Source organism: Lysinibacillus sp. NPDC092081, from assembly GCF_044755845.1.
Lineage (GTDB): Bacteria > Bacillota > Bacilli > Bacillales_A > Planococcaceae > Lysinibacillus.
Genome location: NZ_JBIVRU010000004.1, coordinates 62619 through 77450, shown reverse-complemented (window position 1 = coordinate 77450; position 14832 = coordinate 62619). Strand labels below are relative to the sequence as shown.

At 35.6% G+C, this 14832-nt stretch carries 12 protein-coding genes, 2 pseudogenes and 1 riboswitch; of the genes and pseudogenes, 7 read left to right on the top strand and 7 right to left on the bottom strand.

Annotation, left to right across the window (positions count from 1 at the left end):
• Positions 1 to 9: 9 nt before the first annotated feature.
• The 4 genes and pseudogenes from ACIQLB_RS09385 to ACIQLB_RS09370 all read left to right on the top strand — a co-directional run bounded on the left by ACIQLB_RS09385 (position 10) and on the right by ACIQLB_RS09370 (position 3855).
• Positions 10 to 237, top strand: coding sequence for a hypothetical protein (locus ACIQLB_RS09385; RefSeq protein ID WP_400724673.1), 228 nt, complete (start codon positions 10 to 12; stop codon positions 235 to 237).
• Positions 238 to 275: 38 nt separating this feature from the next.
• Positions 276 to 2042: an endospore germination permease gene (locus ACIQLB_RS09380; RefSeq protein WP_400724233.1), complete on the top strand. Its 1767-nt coding sequence runs from the start codon at positions 276 to 278 to the stop codon at positions 2040 to 2042.
• A 35-nt stretch (positions 2043 to 2077) separates the two neighbouring features.
• Positions 2078 to 2200: pseudogene (locus ACIQLB_RS09375) on the top strand (spore germination protein); the annotation flags it as partial.
• Positions 2201 to 2394: 194 nt separating this feature from the next.
• Positions 2395 to 3855, top strand: coding sequence for an endospore germination permease (locus tag ACIQLB_RS09370; protein ID WP_400724230.1), 1461 nt, complete (start codon positions 2395 to 2397; stop codon positions 3853 to 3855).
• Between the two features lie 62 nt (positions 3856 to 3917).
• Here ACIQLB_RS09370 and metA read toward each other — a convergent pair whose 3' ends face one another.
• Complete coding sequence (metA, locus tag ACIQLB_RS09365; RefSeq protein ID WP_400724228.1) at positions 3918 to 4853, bottom strand: homoserine O-acetyltransferase MetA; 936 nt, start codon at positions 4851 to 4853, stop codon at positions 3918 to 3920.
• 158 nt (positions 4854 to 5011) lie between these two features.
• Positions 5012 to 5122, bottom strand: a riboswitch (SAM riboswitch).
• A 194-nt stretch (positions 5123 to 5316) separates the two neighbouring features.
• Here metA and ACIQLB_RS09360 point away from each other — a divergent pair.
• Complete coding sequence (locus ACIQLB_RS09360) at positions 5317 to 5688, top strand: nucleotide excision repair endonuclease (RefSeq protein WP_053485542.1); 372 nt, start codon at positions 5317 to 5319, stop codon at positions 5686 to 5688.
• A gap of 80 nt (positions 5689 to 5768) precedes the next feature.
• Here ACIQLB_RS09360 and ACIQLB_RS09355 read toward each other — a convergent pair whose 3' ends face one another.
• Positions 5769 to 6551, bottom strand: a complete 783-nt coding sequence (locus ACIQLB_RS09355; protein ID WP_400724224.1) for a TrmB family transcriptional regulator — start codon at positions 6549 to 6551, stop codon at positions 5769 to 5771.
• Between the two features lie 124 nt (positions 6552 to 6675).
• On the opposite strand from ACIQLB_RS09355, the gene ACIQLB_RS09350 reads away from it, so the two are divergent.
• Positions 6676 to 7449, top strand: coding sequence for a TSUP family transporter (locus tag ACIQLB_RS09350; RefSeq protein WP_400724221.1), 774 nt, complete (start codon positions 6676 to 6678; stop codon positions 7447 to 7449).
• A 272-nt stretch (positions 7450 to 7721) separates the two neighbouring features.
• On the opposite strand, the gene panF is transcribed toward ACIQLB_RS09350, so the two are convergent.
• From panF to ACIQLB_RS09330, 4 genes are all read right to left on the bottom strand, one after another.
• On the bottom strand, positions 7722 to 9167 hold the full coding sequence (panF, locus tag ACIQLB_RS09345) for a sodium/pantothenate symporter (protein ID WP_400724219.1): 1446 nt from the start codon (positions 9165 to 9167) through the stop codon (positions 7722 to 7724).
• On the bottom strand, positions 9167 to 9430 hold the full coding sequence (locus ACIQLB_RS09340; RefSeq protein ID WP_400724216.1) for a YhdT family protein: 264 nt from the start codon (positions 9428 to 9430) through the stop codon (positions 9167 to 9169). The genes panF and ACIQLB_RS09340 overlap by 1 nt, the downstream gene beginning before the upstream one ends.
• A 575-nt stretch (positions 9431 to 10005) precedes the next feature.
• Positions 10006 to 10239, bottom strand: a complete 234-nt coding sequence (locus ACIQLB_RS09335; protein WP_400724213.1) for a hypothetical protein — start codon at positions 10237 to 10239, stop codon at positions 10006 to 10008.
• Positions 10240 to 10670: 431 nt separating this feature from the next.
• Positions 10671 to 12365 (bottom strand): methyl-accepting chemotaxis protein, encoded by a 1695-nt coding sequence (locus ACIQLB_RS09330; RefSeq protein ID WP_400724210.1) that lies wholly within the window; start codon positions 12363 to 12365, stop codon positions 10671 to 10673.
• Between the two features lie 202 nt (positions 12366 to 12567).
• Between ACIQLB_RS09330 and ACIQLB_RS09325 the strand changes: the two are divergent.
• Positions 12568 to 13026: pseudogene (locus ACIQLB_RS09325) on the top strand (DEAD/DEAH box helicase family protein); the annotation flags it as partial.
• A gap of 323 nt (positions 13027 to 13349) precedes the next feature.
• Here the strand turns inward: ACIQLB_RS09325 and ACIQLB_RS09320 are convergent.
• Positions 13350 to 14816 (bottom strand): class I adenylate-forming enzyme family protein, encoded by a 1467-nt coding sequence (locus ACIQLB_RS09320; RefSeq protein ID WP_400724207.1) that lies wholly within the window; start codon positions 14814 to 14816, stop codon positions 13350 to 13352.
• Positions 14817 to 14832: the final 16 nt, after the last annotated feature.

The following is a 14832-nucleotide window of genomic DNA, read 5'->3' as shown; positions in this document are numbered from 1 at the left end:
GCCTTGATTATGACGATATTCATACTAATAATTTCTGCTGTTATTGCCTTTGTCTTCATTCCAAAATTAAAAAAAAATAAAGAAACGAAAACGATTGTTATTTTTTCGATTTTTTTATTAATCGGTGCTGCATTAAATATTGGGGTCTCATTAAATATCAAAATTCCAAGCCCACTTGATTTGATTACCTTTATTTTTTCACCTATTAAAGATTTAATCGTCTCCCTGACAAAATAATAAGGAACTTTATGTTAAGAGAAAGGGGTAGTGTTCATATGGAAAAAGAAATAATTAGTTCAAGACAATTTATGATCATTACCCTTCTCTTTTCAATTGGGACAGCCATTTTAATTCTCCCTGCTAGTGTAACAATCGAAGCAAAGCAAGATGCATGGATTGCAGCGATCATTGGTGTCGTTATAAGTTTACCCGTAATAAAGCTTTTCGTTGCTTTCGGAAATAGAACACCTACCCTTACATTTGTAGAGGCTAATGAAAAGATACTAGGTCGCTTTTTCGGAAAATTTACTTCGATTGGCTTTATTCTTATAGCCCTTCTTTCTGCAGGTGAATTATTATATTTCATTGGAATTTTCATGAAAACGGAAATTATGCCAGAAACACCTACGATGGCCTTTGCATTTCTGTTCAGTATTATCATTATGTATGCTGCATTTCTCGGAATTGAAGTTTTTGCTCGTTCTGCAGAAATACTATTTCCTATATTTATTTTAATTTTTATTTTCTTTGTAGTTTGTATTTCACCATCCATCAAGATTGAAAATTTACAGCCAATAATGGAAACGCCCAAAAAATCAATATTCTTTAGTATGATTCTATTTATAAGTCTTTTTTCATTCCCACTTGCTATGTTATTAACGATATTCCCTTCCGCAGTTAACGTCCAAAAATCTGCACAAAAAGGTTTTTACATTGGCTCAATTATTGGGGGGATTGTCTTAGTTACTATCATTACGCTGTCTATCCTTGTCCTAGGTCCGGCAAATACAGCATCTAGGACATTTCCAAGCTATTCATTAGCTCAAAGAATTTCAATCGGGAATTTTTTGCAGCGTATTGAAGTTATTATGGCAGCCATGTGGATTATATCAATTTATATTAGAACTTTTATGTACTTTTACGCTGCGGTCATCGGCATCGCACAAATATGTAAAATTAACAATCATCGACCGCTCATTTTTCCACTCGGAATGATAATCCTTGGACTTTCACAAATTGTTCATCCTAATATCATTCATTCAGATATTTACAATAGAGAAATATGGCCTATATTTTCCTTCGTTTTCATGATTTTTTTACCACTAGTTTTATTAATTGTCGCGAAGATTCGCAAAATTAACGGTAATCAAGGAAATAATACAAAAAGTAATTGTAGTACACAGAATGAAAGTGGTAGTAATAACGGTAATTCTATTCAAGGTGCAGGTAGCAATAACAACGTTAATTCTTCACAGAGTAATAGTAGTAGCAATAGCGGTAATGCTACAAAAGGTGAAAGTAATAGTAATAACGGTAATTCTATTCAAAGTAATAGTACCAGCACTGGCAGTAATACTTTACAAAATGAAAGTAATAGTAATAACGATAATTTTACTCAAAGTAATTGTAGCAGCACTGGCGGTAATACTACACAAAACGAAAGTAATTGTAATAACGATAATTCTACTCAAAATGATAGTAGTAGCAATAACGTTAATTCTACTCAAAGTGATAGTAGCAGTAATAACGTTAATTCTACTCAAAATGATAGTAGTAGCAATAACGTTAATTCTACTCAAAGTGATAGTAGCAGTAATAACGTTAATTCTACTCAAAGTGATAGTAGTAGCAATAACGTTAATTCTACTCAAAGTGATAGTAGCAGTAATAACGTTAATTCTACTCAAAGTGATAGTAGTAGCAATAGTGAAAATCCTTCACCGAGTAAAAGTGATAACGCTTCAAGCAATACTACACAGAATGATAGCGATACCGGCAATACTCCAAACGGTGATAAAAATAAAGATTCTCCAGAAAGTTAAACAGCATAGTGAACTCCTATGCTGATAAGTGTTGATCTCAACGAGAAGAAGTCCCCTTCCCTGCCATAGTCGAGGCACTCATCATGGAGATATCCTTTGAGGTGTTAATAGAAGCAGGTCTTCGAATGCCAAGAACCATTGGACCAACCGTATCCATCAAACGAAAACGATTTTTATTTTTTTAATTTTTTTATTGATCGGCGCTGCATTAAATATGAGGGTCTTATTAAGGGTCAAAATTCCAAGCCCACTAGACTTGCTTACTTTTATTTTTTCACCAATTAAAGATTTCATTGTCTCCCTGACAAAATAATAAGGAACTTTATGTAAAGAGAAAAGGGGTAGCGTTCATATGGAAAAAGAAATAATTAGTTCAAGACAATTTATGATCATTACCCTTCTCTCTTCAATCGGGACTGCTATTTTAATTAGCCCTGCTAGTGTAACAAGTGAAACAAAACAAGATGCCTGGATTGCAGCGATCATTAGTGTCGTTTTAAGTTTACTCTTAATAAAGCTTTTCGTTACTGTAGGAAAACGGACACCTACCCTTACATTTGTAGAGGCTAATGAAAAGATATTAGGTCGCTTTTTCGGAAAAATAACTTCGATTGGCTTTATTATTCTATCCTTTCTTTCTGCCGGTGAATTATTATATTTCATTGGCATTTTCATGAAAACATCAGTTATGCCTGAAACACCTACGATGGCCTTTGCTTTTCTGTTCAGTATTATCATTATTTATGCAGCATTTCTAGGAATTGAAGTTTTTGCCCGTTCTGCAGAAATACTATTCCCAATGTTTATTATAATTTTTATTTTTTTTGTAGTTTGTATTTCACCATCCGTCCATATGGAAAATCTACAGCCAATAATGGAAGCACCAGCAAAATCATTATTCTTTAGTATTATTCGATTAATGGGTATTTTTTCATTCCCACTTGTCATATTATTAATGATTTTTCCTTCTACTGTTAACGTCCATGAATCAGCACAAAAAGGTTTTTACATTGGCACAATTCTTGGAGGGATTGTCTTAATTGCTATCATCACACTGGCTATCCTTGTCTTAGGTCCGGCAAATACTGCTTCTAGGACATTTCCTAGCTATTCATTAGCCCAAAGAATTTCAATCGGGAATTTTTTGCAGCGTATTGAAGTTATTATGGCAGCCATGTGGATAATATCAATTTATATTAAAACTTTTATGTTTTTTTACGCTGGGGTCATCGGCATCGCACAAATATGTAAAATTAACAATCATCGACCGCTCATTTTTCCATTCGGAATGATTATCCTTGGACTTTCACAAATTGTTCATCCAAATATCATACATTCAGATATTTACAATAAAGAAACCTGGCCTATTTTTTCCTTTATTTTCGCAATCTTATTACCATTAGTTTTACTACTTGTCGCGAAAATTCGCAAAATTAACGGTAATCCAGGAAATAATACTTGTAGTACACAGAATGAAAGCGGTAGTAATAACGGAAATGCCACACAAGGTGCAGGTAGCAATAATAACGATAATTCTACTCAAAATGCAAGTAGCAACAATGCCGGGAATTCTACTCAAAATGAAAGTAATAGAAATAACGATAATTCTACTCAAACTGACAGTAGCAGCAATACCGGAAATACTTCTCAAAATGCAAGTAGCGACAATACCGGAAATACTTCTCAAAATGCAAGTACTAGTAATTACGATAATTCTACTCAAATTGATAGTAGCAGCAATACTACACAAAATGATAGCGATACCGGCAATACTCCAAACAGTGATAAAAATAAAAATTCATCAGAAAATTAACAGCATAAATGCGAAAAAAAATGATGACCCTGTAATATCAAGGTCATCATTTTTATTTGATATTAAATATGATATTCAATTTCATCAACGAAATCCCACTCGTATGGTGTTTCTTGGTATACATAGTAGTTCAACCAATTCGAGAATAATAAATGTGTATGGGCACGCCACGAATTAATCGGTTCATTTGCTGGATTATCATGTGGAAAGTAATTCACAGGTACATCAATATCTAATCCTTTCGCAACATCACGACTATATTCATCAGCTAACGTTGTCGCATCATATTCCAGATGGCCAGTAATCATAATGTTTTTATTATCCTTAGATTGCACGATGAAAACACCAGCATCTTCTGAATAAGATAGTAATCGTAAATCAGGATGATTGAGTACTTCATCAATTGATACAGATGTATAACGTGAATGTGGTGCCGTAAATGAATCACTAAAGCCACGTACTAAATCCACTGTTAAATCCGTAATGACATGAGAATATACACCTGAGCATTTAGCGGGAAGCTCAATTTTACCGATACCGTAATGATGGTATAACGCTGCCTGTGCACCCCAACATATATGTAAAACCGATGTTACGTTTGTTTTGGACCAATCCATGATTTCTGAAATTTCCTGCCAGTAGTTCACGTCTTCAAATGCCATTTTTTCTACTGGGGCACCCGTAATAATCATGCCATCATAGCGGCGATGACGAATTTGATTGAAGGTCGTGTAAAATAACTGTAAATGTGATTTACTGACATTTTTCGATTCATGCGTAGCTGTATTTAAAAATGTAATATTCACTTGTAACGGTGTATTACCTAATAAACGTAGTAATTGTAGCTCTGTTTTTTCTTTTTCCGGCATTAAATTAAAAATTAATATATTTAACGGACGGATTTGTTGGGTTTTTGCTCTATCCTCTTCCATTACGAAGATTTTTTCCTCACGTAAATGTTCTCCAGCTGGTAAGTTTTTCGGAATATTAATTGGCATCTTGCATTCCCCTCTCTTTAATTTCTCTCTGTTAAAATCATTTAGTGCTTTAGTATCAATGCACGGGCCCTGCGCAAAGTTGATTATGTCAAACGATGAAATTAAAAAATCCCCCTCATTCCATTTGAGATAGAATGAGAAGGATTTTTCCACGTTCACTCTTATCTCTCAAAGGACAAATCCTTTGCTGGAATTAGCACCTTTCTAACTTTTGTTAGAGGTTGCTGAAGCGTCATCGGGCCAAATCCCTCAACTTCTCATGATAAGATTATTTAATTAAAAAGAATTGTAACATGAACAATTAAGAATATCAATAATACATAGAATATTTTGTTATCAATCATGCATGTCATTATGTAATTTGTTAAACACTAATTCTGAAGCGAACTATGTTTATTCTATGGTAAACATGCTGTAATTATGTTAACATATACCTTTAGTAACAGAGAGGAACGTGAATAGTTTGATTAAAATTGAATTTCCAAAACCAGATTTAGTAATTCGCCAACGCGAACAAGATTTAAAGCCAGGTGATGTACCAATCACACCGTACCATGGTTTTATTGATTTCCATAAAATCACACGTGAAAACGGTGGTATTTTCTTATTCTACAATGAAGAAAACGAACTATTATTTGTCGGTAAAGCACGTAAAATTCGTCAACGTATTAAAAAGCATTTCGAGGACAATGTGTCACCAATGAAAAATCATCGTGATGAAATTTTCAAAATTGAAGTGTATGAAGTGGAAGATCCAATGGAACGTGAAATTTACGAAACGTACGCGATCAATTCATTCCGCGCTAAATACAATGTTGATAAAGTATTTTATTAATATAAAAATTACTGTTTAACAAAAAATAAGAATCTGCTCGCCTTCTGTAATGATGGCTTGCAGATTCTTTTTCAATACTTTCATTCTAAGAAAAAGGCTTTTCGTTCTTTAGTAATCCATTCCCCAAGCTCCTTATCATCGCGCTTTAATAGTCGATTGACAAGCACGTCATGCCATATATAATCTTCTAATAAATAGATATGAACAGGATCATTTGTAATAAAAGCCATTTCCTGATTTGACGGTGAGTGACCATAAATCATCTCCTGACCATCTATAGACAGAATAAACCAATGTGGCGTGGAAACTCTCCTCGTATATTGTGTAATACGATGTTGGTCAATGGATGCAATATTTTCATCCACATACAAGGTAATGCCATGAACCGGAATATGCTGAGAGACCACATGTATATCTTCTCGCAATTCTTCATACATATCTTCCCACATCGATAATAGTACTTTTTTCTCCGCTTTTTTTAATAATGACTGACAATAATTGACGATTGCTTCTTTTCCTTTTAGCGTGACAACCTTATGCTCCGCTTCCTGCTCTTTTATCTCTAATTTTTCTAATTGATCACTAATCGACGTGAAATTCGATTGCCAGCGTTGCTGAATTTGTTGTAAAAACACAGCAACAGGAATGGAAGAGTAAGTCGTTTGATCGACAGTTTCCTCTTTTAGTACTAATCCTTTTTCAACGAGTACATCAAGTATGTCATATATTCTTGCACGTGGGATACCGGAATTTTTACTTACTTGATAGGCACTAACATGACTATTTTGTACGAGTGCAGTATAGGCCTTTGCTTCATATTCTGTGAATCCCAGTTCTTTTAATTGGGTGATTAATTCAACCATTCGATCCCTCCATTTCCTTTATTATAATTTAAAGCTATGAAGATAAGCCAACGAAAAAATAGTCTTTACAGCTAAGTTAATTTTAGTTACTATTTCAGTAGTAACTAAATAAAGAGGTGCAAACATGCTATTTGAAGTAGATTTAAATGTTGTCATATTATTAATTTCTTTTGGTTTTTTAGCCGCCTTTGTGGATGCAGTCGTTGGAGGTGGTGGCTTAATTGCATTACCTGCCCTTATGTTTGCTGGTTTAAATCCAGCTGCAGCGGTTGCGACCAATAAACTTGCTGGTACCATGGGTTCTCTGACATCTACCATTTCTTTTTATCATTCCGGTCAGCTAGAAATTCGTTCGGTTATCAAATACTTTCCTTTAGCCTTTGTGGGGTCACTTTTTGGAGCTTGGACTGTGCATTTAATCAATCCTGAATTACTAAAACCACTTATGCTCATAATGCTTGCTGCTGTTGCAGTCTATACAATCTTTAAAAAAGACTGGGGTTCAGTAGCTGCGGTCAAAAATTTAAAGTTTACTCATTTAGTGTTATTCATGCTGTTATTATTTAGCATTGGTTTTTATGATGGATTTCTTGGTCCAGGAACTGGCTCATTTTTAATTTTTAGCTTTTTATTAGTCGGCTTCGATTTTTTAAAGGCAGCAGGAAATGCCAAATTTTTAAACTTAGCAAGTAATTTTGCTGGTCTTTTAATGTTCGCCTTCTTAGGTCAGATTCATTATATTTATGGATTACTGATGGGTGTAGCTCAAATTGCCGGCGCAATGGTAGGCTCGCGTGTTGCGATTAAAAAAGGTAGCGGCTTTGTTCGCGTATTGTTTATTATCGTAACGATTACTTTGTTAACTAAAAATGCGTATGATTACATAGTTCTTCATTAAAAAAACGCCGTAGATACTTTATCTCTACGGCGTTTTCGCTTGTTTATAAACGTTGGTTGCTCAATCCTTTAATTCGGAGAGGCTATCCGGCATGGGTTCTTTCCTTCACTTCGGAGGGTCTTTCCTTCACTTTGAACGTTCTATCCATCATTTCAGAGATTCTATCTATCCACGACTTTGGACGTTCTATCCATCATTTCGAAAGTTCTATCCATCTCTTATCTTCTACAATATAAAACGCCGTAGATATTCACTCTACGGCGTTTTATAAGTTAGATAAATAATTTTTCTTCTTTAAATTTATGGCTCGTTAATAAGCTGACAATAACAAATATCAATAATGAAGCGGCAATCGGAATTGTCACAGTATGCATACCAAAGACAGAAGGATAAAAACGATCAATGATAATATATAACGACATACCCGAAATCATTGACGCAATTGCACCATATTTATTGGCCTTTTTCCAATATAGTCCTAATACGACGGTCCAAATAAAGACTGCCTCAAGTCCGCCAAAAGCAAATAAATTAAGCCATACTAATAAGTCTGGTGGATTTAGTGCAAATACGATAACAACTAAACCGATCACGGCTGTAACAATAAAGCTTGCACGTTTAATTTCCGTATCATTAGCTGTTGGTTTTATATAATTTAAGTAAATATCTTTCACTACTGTAGAGCTTACAAGCATAAGTAGCGCGTTGACTGTAGACATCGTTGCTGCCATGGGTGCTGCTAAAACAATGCCAGCTAAAAATGGCGGCAAAACCTTTAACGTCAGCAGCGGCATAACTTTATCACCAATCTCAATACCTGGTATCACTGGACGAGCTAAAACACCTATTAGATGCATCCCAAACATAATTGTCCCAATGGCAATAGTGCCAATGATAATGGCTAAATGCATACTTCTTGAATCTTTATAGCTCATAGCACGAACTGCGATTTGTGGAAGCCCCACAACTCCAACACCTATCAAAATCCAAAATGTAGAAACATATAATGGCGTTAATTCTCCTTCTGCTCCAAATGGAGACACAAGATTCGGATTCTCAGCGACAAGTGAGGTCATAATATTATCGATTCCTCCACCAGCGATGATTGTCCCAATTAATAAAATAATTGTTCCAATGACCATAATCGAGCCTTGCACCGTATCCGTCAATGCAACAGCACGGAATCCCCCAATAATAACATAAGCTAGTACAGAAATCGCAAAAATAAAGAGTGCAGTTGTGTAGTTTAAGCCAGTTAATGATTCAATTAATCGAGCACCACCTACCCATTGTGCCATCATTGCAGAAAATAAAAAGATAATGATGCTAATGGCTGATAGGATAACAATGGCATGACTCTTATAGCGTTCTCGTAAAAAGTCTATTAACGTGATGGCTTGATAACGTCTTGCGATAATAGCAAATTTCTTCCCTAATATCATTAAAACAAAATAACCAGCAGGAAGCTGAGCCATCGCCAGTAATACCCAACCAAGCCCTTTCGTGTAAGCAACGCCTGGACCACCAATAAAGCTACTTGCACTACCGTAAGTAGCAATCATTGTCATTGCAAGGATGAAGCCGCCCATTTCACGACCACCAAGGAAGTATTCCTGTAAAAATGAATTGGAAGATCGTACATGCTTATTTGACCAGATCCCAATACCAAAGATGATGACTAAAAATAATAGCAGAGGAACAATAACTTGCCAATGCATTATTGATCCACCTCCTCATCGTCAAATGGTACCTCTTTGAAAAAGAGTTTCATGACGACCCAGATTAACATAATCATAAAGCCTGTCCCTGCAATACAGCTATAGAAAAACCATGCCGGGAAACCGAATACATACTTGTAGCTTGTTGGATCACCAGAGCCTAGTCCATAGGCAAAGCCAAACCAAATCGCAAAGTTAACGATAACAAGCCCGATACCGATAAGCGCCTCTCGATGCGCAATTTTAAAGCGTTGATCTTTCAAAATACAGTCCCCCTAACCTACTCTATTTTACTGATATGTTCGTATTATGGGAACCTTTGTGAAAAAATAAATATCAACTAGCGCAACTATTTTTTAAAAATAACGATAAACAGTGATTTTCCCTTTATATCGTGTCTTTACTCAATGGTATCTAATAGCTCTACATCTAAATTTTCGCTATCTTCCTAGCTATGAAATATTTCTAAATGCCATTTATTTTTAAGTCTTTGATATTTATTCGCTTCAGTACACATAAGTAGATTCTTATAGGCATCCATTATTTTAAAATTGGCCCCCTTTATGTCTTAAAACCGCATATTTTTGCGGAGGGGTTGTTAGAGTTACCATATCATGTGGAATATTTTCGTACTTTTTCAATTCAACACAAATATATTAACCATCTTCTTCATCAAATTCATGTTCTACACAAAAGCTCCAACTTACTGTAAAGAATTTTATACATGTTTGAGTTCGCTAATGCACTAAAGCTCCTGTTAGTTCAATAACTGCAATCTTATACCATCTTGTTTATCTTTGAATTTTATTTTGATTTTAATTCTGCTCCGTTTGTTTATTTACGCCTTTTTGCGAGTTAAAGGTTTTTCTGGTCGGTTAGGGCAATATTTGCAATTAGGGTCACTACATTTTGATTCAGTCCAACTATTACATTTAGGGCAAAAATAAGCATCGAAATTATCGTAATATACTAAATTAAACTTGCATTTAGAACAATATTTATCTTGTTCAATTTGACCATAAAATTCAAAGTTGTCTATTATTACTTTTCCATACTTTTCTACTATTTTCATAAATATACCCCTTTAAATTATTCAATCCATATTTATGTATCAAATAACTATATTAACATATATTTCCCAATTATTTGTTTTAAATATTTACAATTTCTTTATTGAGCTATCCTGTATCGTTAGTTGAAATAGCAACAATCTTTTAGAAAACAGCCTATATCTTTTATTACTTAGAGGCTAAGAAATAGGCTTTAATGTACTTTGATATAAACTTCTTTTTGAATTACCGTAACATTAGAATGATAACGAACAATTAGTTGTTGAAGTAAATAGGATCATTTGTGGTAAAAAAAGGATAGATAGAGCGAATTTATCTACGCTCTTCTATCCTTTTAATCAAATTTTATTGGCGTGTTCGTTAGAAAAAACTGTTCCCTTTTTGTACTTGTTTGTCCTTCAAATCTTTAGGATATCACCGTTTTTCAACATCACTAATATTGGAATTTCTTTAATAAGCTTTGAAGCTCGTCTGCCTGTTGTGCCATCTCTTGGGCTGAAGAAGCCATATTGTCTATGAAAGCTAATTGTTCCTTCGCTGTTAACGTAACGTGCTCCGTACTTTCAGTTGCCTTGTTTGCGATGCGTGCCATTGCTTCCGTGGACGCAGTCACTTCTTCAACACTTGCAGACATTTGCTCTGTCACAGCAGAGATATCATGCAACTGTGTACTAACCCCTTTAATCGACTGCATGATCTTATGGAAAGCCAGTTTTGTATCATCTACAACATCCATACCTGCTGCAGCTTCTTTCGAGTTACTAGAAATAGCCGTAATAACATTGGCCGTATCATTTTGAATAGAATGAATTAGTGATGCTATTTGATCAGCAGATTCCTTTGATTGTTCTGCTAATTTACGAACCTCATCCGCAACGACCGCAAAGCCTTTTCCTTGTTCTCCAGCACGAGCCGCTTCAATGGCTGCATTTAAGGCAAGTAAATTCGTTTGATCAGCGATGCTTGTAATTACATCAACGATATTGCCAATTTGCTGTGACTGATCTCCTAATATACGGACCTGCGCCTCTACATTGTCAGATGATTCATTAATAATTGTCATTTGATTCAATACACGATTCAAAGAGTCATTTCCTTGTGCAGCCTCATCACTCATTAAATCAGCAGCATCTGAAACCGTAGAAGCGGTTTCAGCTACTTGTTGGATACCAATCGCCATTTCCTGCATGGCAGTTAAGCTATCACTTGTGCTATGTAATGTAGTTTTTGAACCATCAGCTAAATCTTCTAATGTTGATGTTAGCTGTCTCGTCATATCCGCCGTTTGCTGTGATTTAGTTGTTAAACCATCAGAGGATACATCAACCTGTTTAGAGGATTGTGCTATTTGTTGCATTAATACTTGTAAGCTTGTCAGCATTTTATTAAAGGATTGCGCAAGCTCACCTGCCTCATCTTTGGAGTTAATTTGTAGCTGTTTTGTTAAATCTCCTTCTCCATCCGCAATGTCATGTAGTTGATTATTTATTTCACGGAGCGGCTTCACAAATGCTCTTGTGAAAAGGAAGCTTCCTAATACAGCAATGACAGCTCCGATGAACAATACAATGAGAAGCTTACCGATAAATGCAAAAATAATAGCATTAACCCCATCTATCGTTTCACCGACAAACCACATTCCAATAATGTCTCCATTTGCATCTTTAATGGGTGAATAGAGTGTTAAATATTTCGTTCCTACTACATCTGCTTCACCTATGAAGGTTTCCCCTTTATTCATTACACTTTCAACGACTATTGGATCAGCATCTTTGCCAACTAAACGTTCTCCATTTAGCTTTAGATTGGTGATAAGTCCTTTTGTGCCTTGGAAAATAGTTACACCACCATCGATACTTTCTCCTACCTCATCTACAAAGGCTTCCTGATTAACGATTTTTGTATCCCCTTTATAAAGATCCCCATCTTTTATAGCCCAGTCTCCCTTAAATCGTTCTTCTAGCAGCTTATAACCTACCTTTGAAATGTTGGTTACGCTCTGCTCAAAATTGTTACGCATAATTTGTTTTATTTGTATATGGGATACAAATCCAATCATAACGCTTAAAAATATGATGACTCCCACTAAAAGCAAATTAAATTTTGTACTTATTTTAAAAGTGCGCAATAATTTGTCTCTCCTTTCTCATATTTATTAGGAATATTATGTATAAAATATAAGCCAAGTTTATTAAACATTATTCTACAAATAGTTTCAATACCTTATCAAATTAACATTTTTAATATATATTAGATGTTAGTGTAGTGGTTAAGGGCAATTTACTAATTCACAACGTGGGTTGATTTCCATTCCGACTTGACGCTTTCCAATGTTTGGTCCTCAAGCAGTGGAGAAAATGACTGTTGGACAGGAATTAGCTAAAATAACAGATTTGAAACTTTTTCATAACCATATGACGATCGATTTAGTTGGTCATTTTTTTGGTTATGGTACGACTGAAGGAAAAAGATTAGTGAATTTGTTTCGTCAGGAAATATTTGAAGAAGTATCGAAAAGTAATTTGTATGGTTTAATTTTTACTTATGTCTGGGCTTTTGATATGCAGGAGGATTGGGACTATGTGGACGATCTCGCTCAGCTTTTTGAATCTAGAGGAGGTACTGTCTACTTTGTAGAGCTTGAAGCTGATGTAGTAGAAAGACTGGAACGAAATAAAAGTGGTAATCGACTTGAGCATAAACCTTCAAAAAGAAATATTGAATGGTCAAAACAAGACTTGAAAAGCTCGATGGAAAAATACAGATTAAATTCATTAGAGAGCGAAATCAATTATGCCTTGGCATAATTGTTCCGGAATCGGCTTTGTGCTTGCACAAAGAACTCCCTTGCCGATTCCGTGACATCCGCCGGAGGCTTTAACTTCTTTCAGCGGATGGTTAAACATCCGCTGAAAGAAGTTAAAATATGCAAACTATCTCAAGATCAACAACACAAACTTGAGTGTAGAAGAAGTTGCTTTGAGCATTAAGGAAGCATTTCATTTATAAAACTGAAAAACGCCTGGATATCCAAGCGTTTTTCATCAGCATTCAATAAAAAACTTTTAGCGAAAGCGAAGCGGTAACTACCATTACTCCAAAGCGAAATGGCTTAATTCGCGGCCTTCACATGCATTTGTAATGCTTTTTTATCAATTTTCCCGACACTTGTTTTTGGTAATTCATCGATAAAAATGATCTTTTTTGGAATTTTGTAGCGGCCTAGATGCTTGCTACAGATTTCTTTGATTTCTTCTAATAAAGTATCTTCCTTATCCTGACAAACGATAAAGGCCGTCACAATTTCTCCCCAATAGTCATCAGCCACTCCAATCACTGCAACCTCTTGCACTAGCTGATGGCGTAAAATACATTGCTCTACTTCCTGCGGATAAACATTTTCTCCACCAGAAATAATCATCTCTTTACTGCGACCGACAATATAAAAGTCCCCATCCTCATCCATCAGTGCTAAATCGCCGGTTTTTAACCACCCATCTTGAATGATTTTTTCAGTCTCCTGTTGATTATTCCAGTAAAATCGAAACATATGCTTTCCTCTAACCAATAGCTCTCCCACTTCGTTTGGTGGACAGCTTTCTCCTGCACTATTGATAATTTTAGCTTCATTGAATTGCATACTCTTCCCCACGGCACCTTTTTTCAAATAGGCTGCTTCTCGAGAAATATAAAAATTATTTGGCCCCGCTTCTGTTAAACCATAGCCCTCTTTAAAAAATAGCCCCTTCATAAAAAATGCGTCATATATAGGATACGGGCATGGTGCTCCCCCTGATAAAAATACTTTCACTGAAGGGAAGCTACTCTTTTGAAAGTAATCCGTCGCAATCATCGCTTGGTACATTGTTGGCACAAAAAGCGAAATCGTTGTCTTGTACTGATTAATCGCCTTAAGAGCGTTTTCTGCCTCAAACTTATCCCCTATAACAACTGTACCGCCAGCCATTAGCAGCGGTATACATAGTGCATTTAAACCTCCTGTATGAAACAACGGCATATAATTTAACGTACAATCACTATCACTCAAGCCCCAGCTAATAATAGTATTGATAGCATTCCAATTCACAGAATTAAAGGATAGTACAACACCCTTTGCCTTGCCAGTTGTGCCCCCTGTATAAATCATTAGCCAAGGATCATTCATGTCAACTTCTCGAATGTTGAGAACAGCTTCTTCACTAGCTAAACGAAGAGAATGCATGTTTTCGAAAGATACAGGACAATTCATTTCTTCATCGTAAAGCAGTAAAGAAGGCGCAGCATCTATCAAAATATCATTTAATTCCTTCGTACTCATACGCCAATTCAATGGCACGTAGATAAGTCCTCGTAATCCACAGGCAAATAAGACAGCAAAAAGCTGGATGTGATTTTTCGCAAATACGGCTACACGACTCCCCGCCTGTAAATTCCGGCGCTCAAAAAAATGACTCCATTTTGTAATTTCCTCTGTTAATTGCTGATAAGTCCACTGCTCCTTTGTTTCTAGGTTCACCAATGCTAGACGTTTAGGTGTTAGCGATGCACGTTTTAATATCCAGGATTGCTCTACAAACATCTCGAAAGCCTCCTTA

Coding starts and splice junctions, on each gene's coding strand:
- ACIQLB_RS09370 (WP_400724230.1), top strand. CDS start 2,395: ATGGAAAAAGAAATAATTAGTTCAAGACAATTTATGATCATTACCCTT.
- ACIQLB_RS09320 (WP_400724207.1), bottom strand. CDS start 14,816: ATGTTTGTAGAGCAATCCTGGATATTAAAACGTGCATCGCTAACACCT.
- panF (WP_400724219.1), bottom strand. CDS start 9,167: ATGCATTGGCAAGTTATTGTTCCTCTGCTATTATTTTTAGTCATCATC.
- metA (WP_400724228.1), bottom strand. CDS start 4,853: ATGCCAATTAATATTCCGAAAAACTTACCAGCTGGAGAACATTTACGT.
- ACIQLB_RS09350 (WP_400724221.1), top strand. CDS start 6,676: ATGCTATTTGAAGTAGATTTAAATGTTGTCATATTATTAATTTCTTTT.
- ACIQLB_RS09380 (WP_400724233.1), top strand. CDS start 276: ATGGAAAAAGAAATAATTAGTTCAAGACAATTTATGATCATTACCCTT.
- ACIQLB_RS09385 (WP_400724673.1), top strand. CDS start 10: ATGACGATATTCATACTAATAATTTCTGCTGTTATTGCCTTTGTCTTC.
- ACIQLB_RS09335 (WP_400724213.1), bottom strand. CDS start 10,239: ATGAAAATAGTAGAAAAGTATGGAAAAGTAATAATAGACAACTTTGAA.
- ACIQLB_RS09355 (WP_400724224.1), bottom strand. CDS start 6,551: ATGGTTGAATTAATCACCCAATTAAAAGAACTGGGATTCACAGAATAT.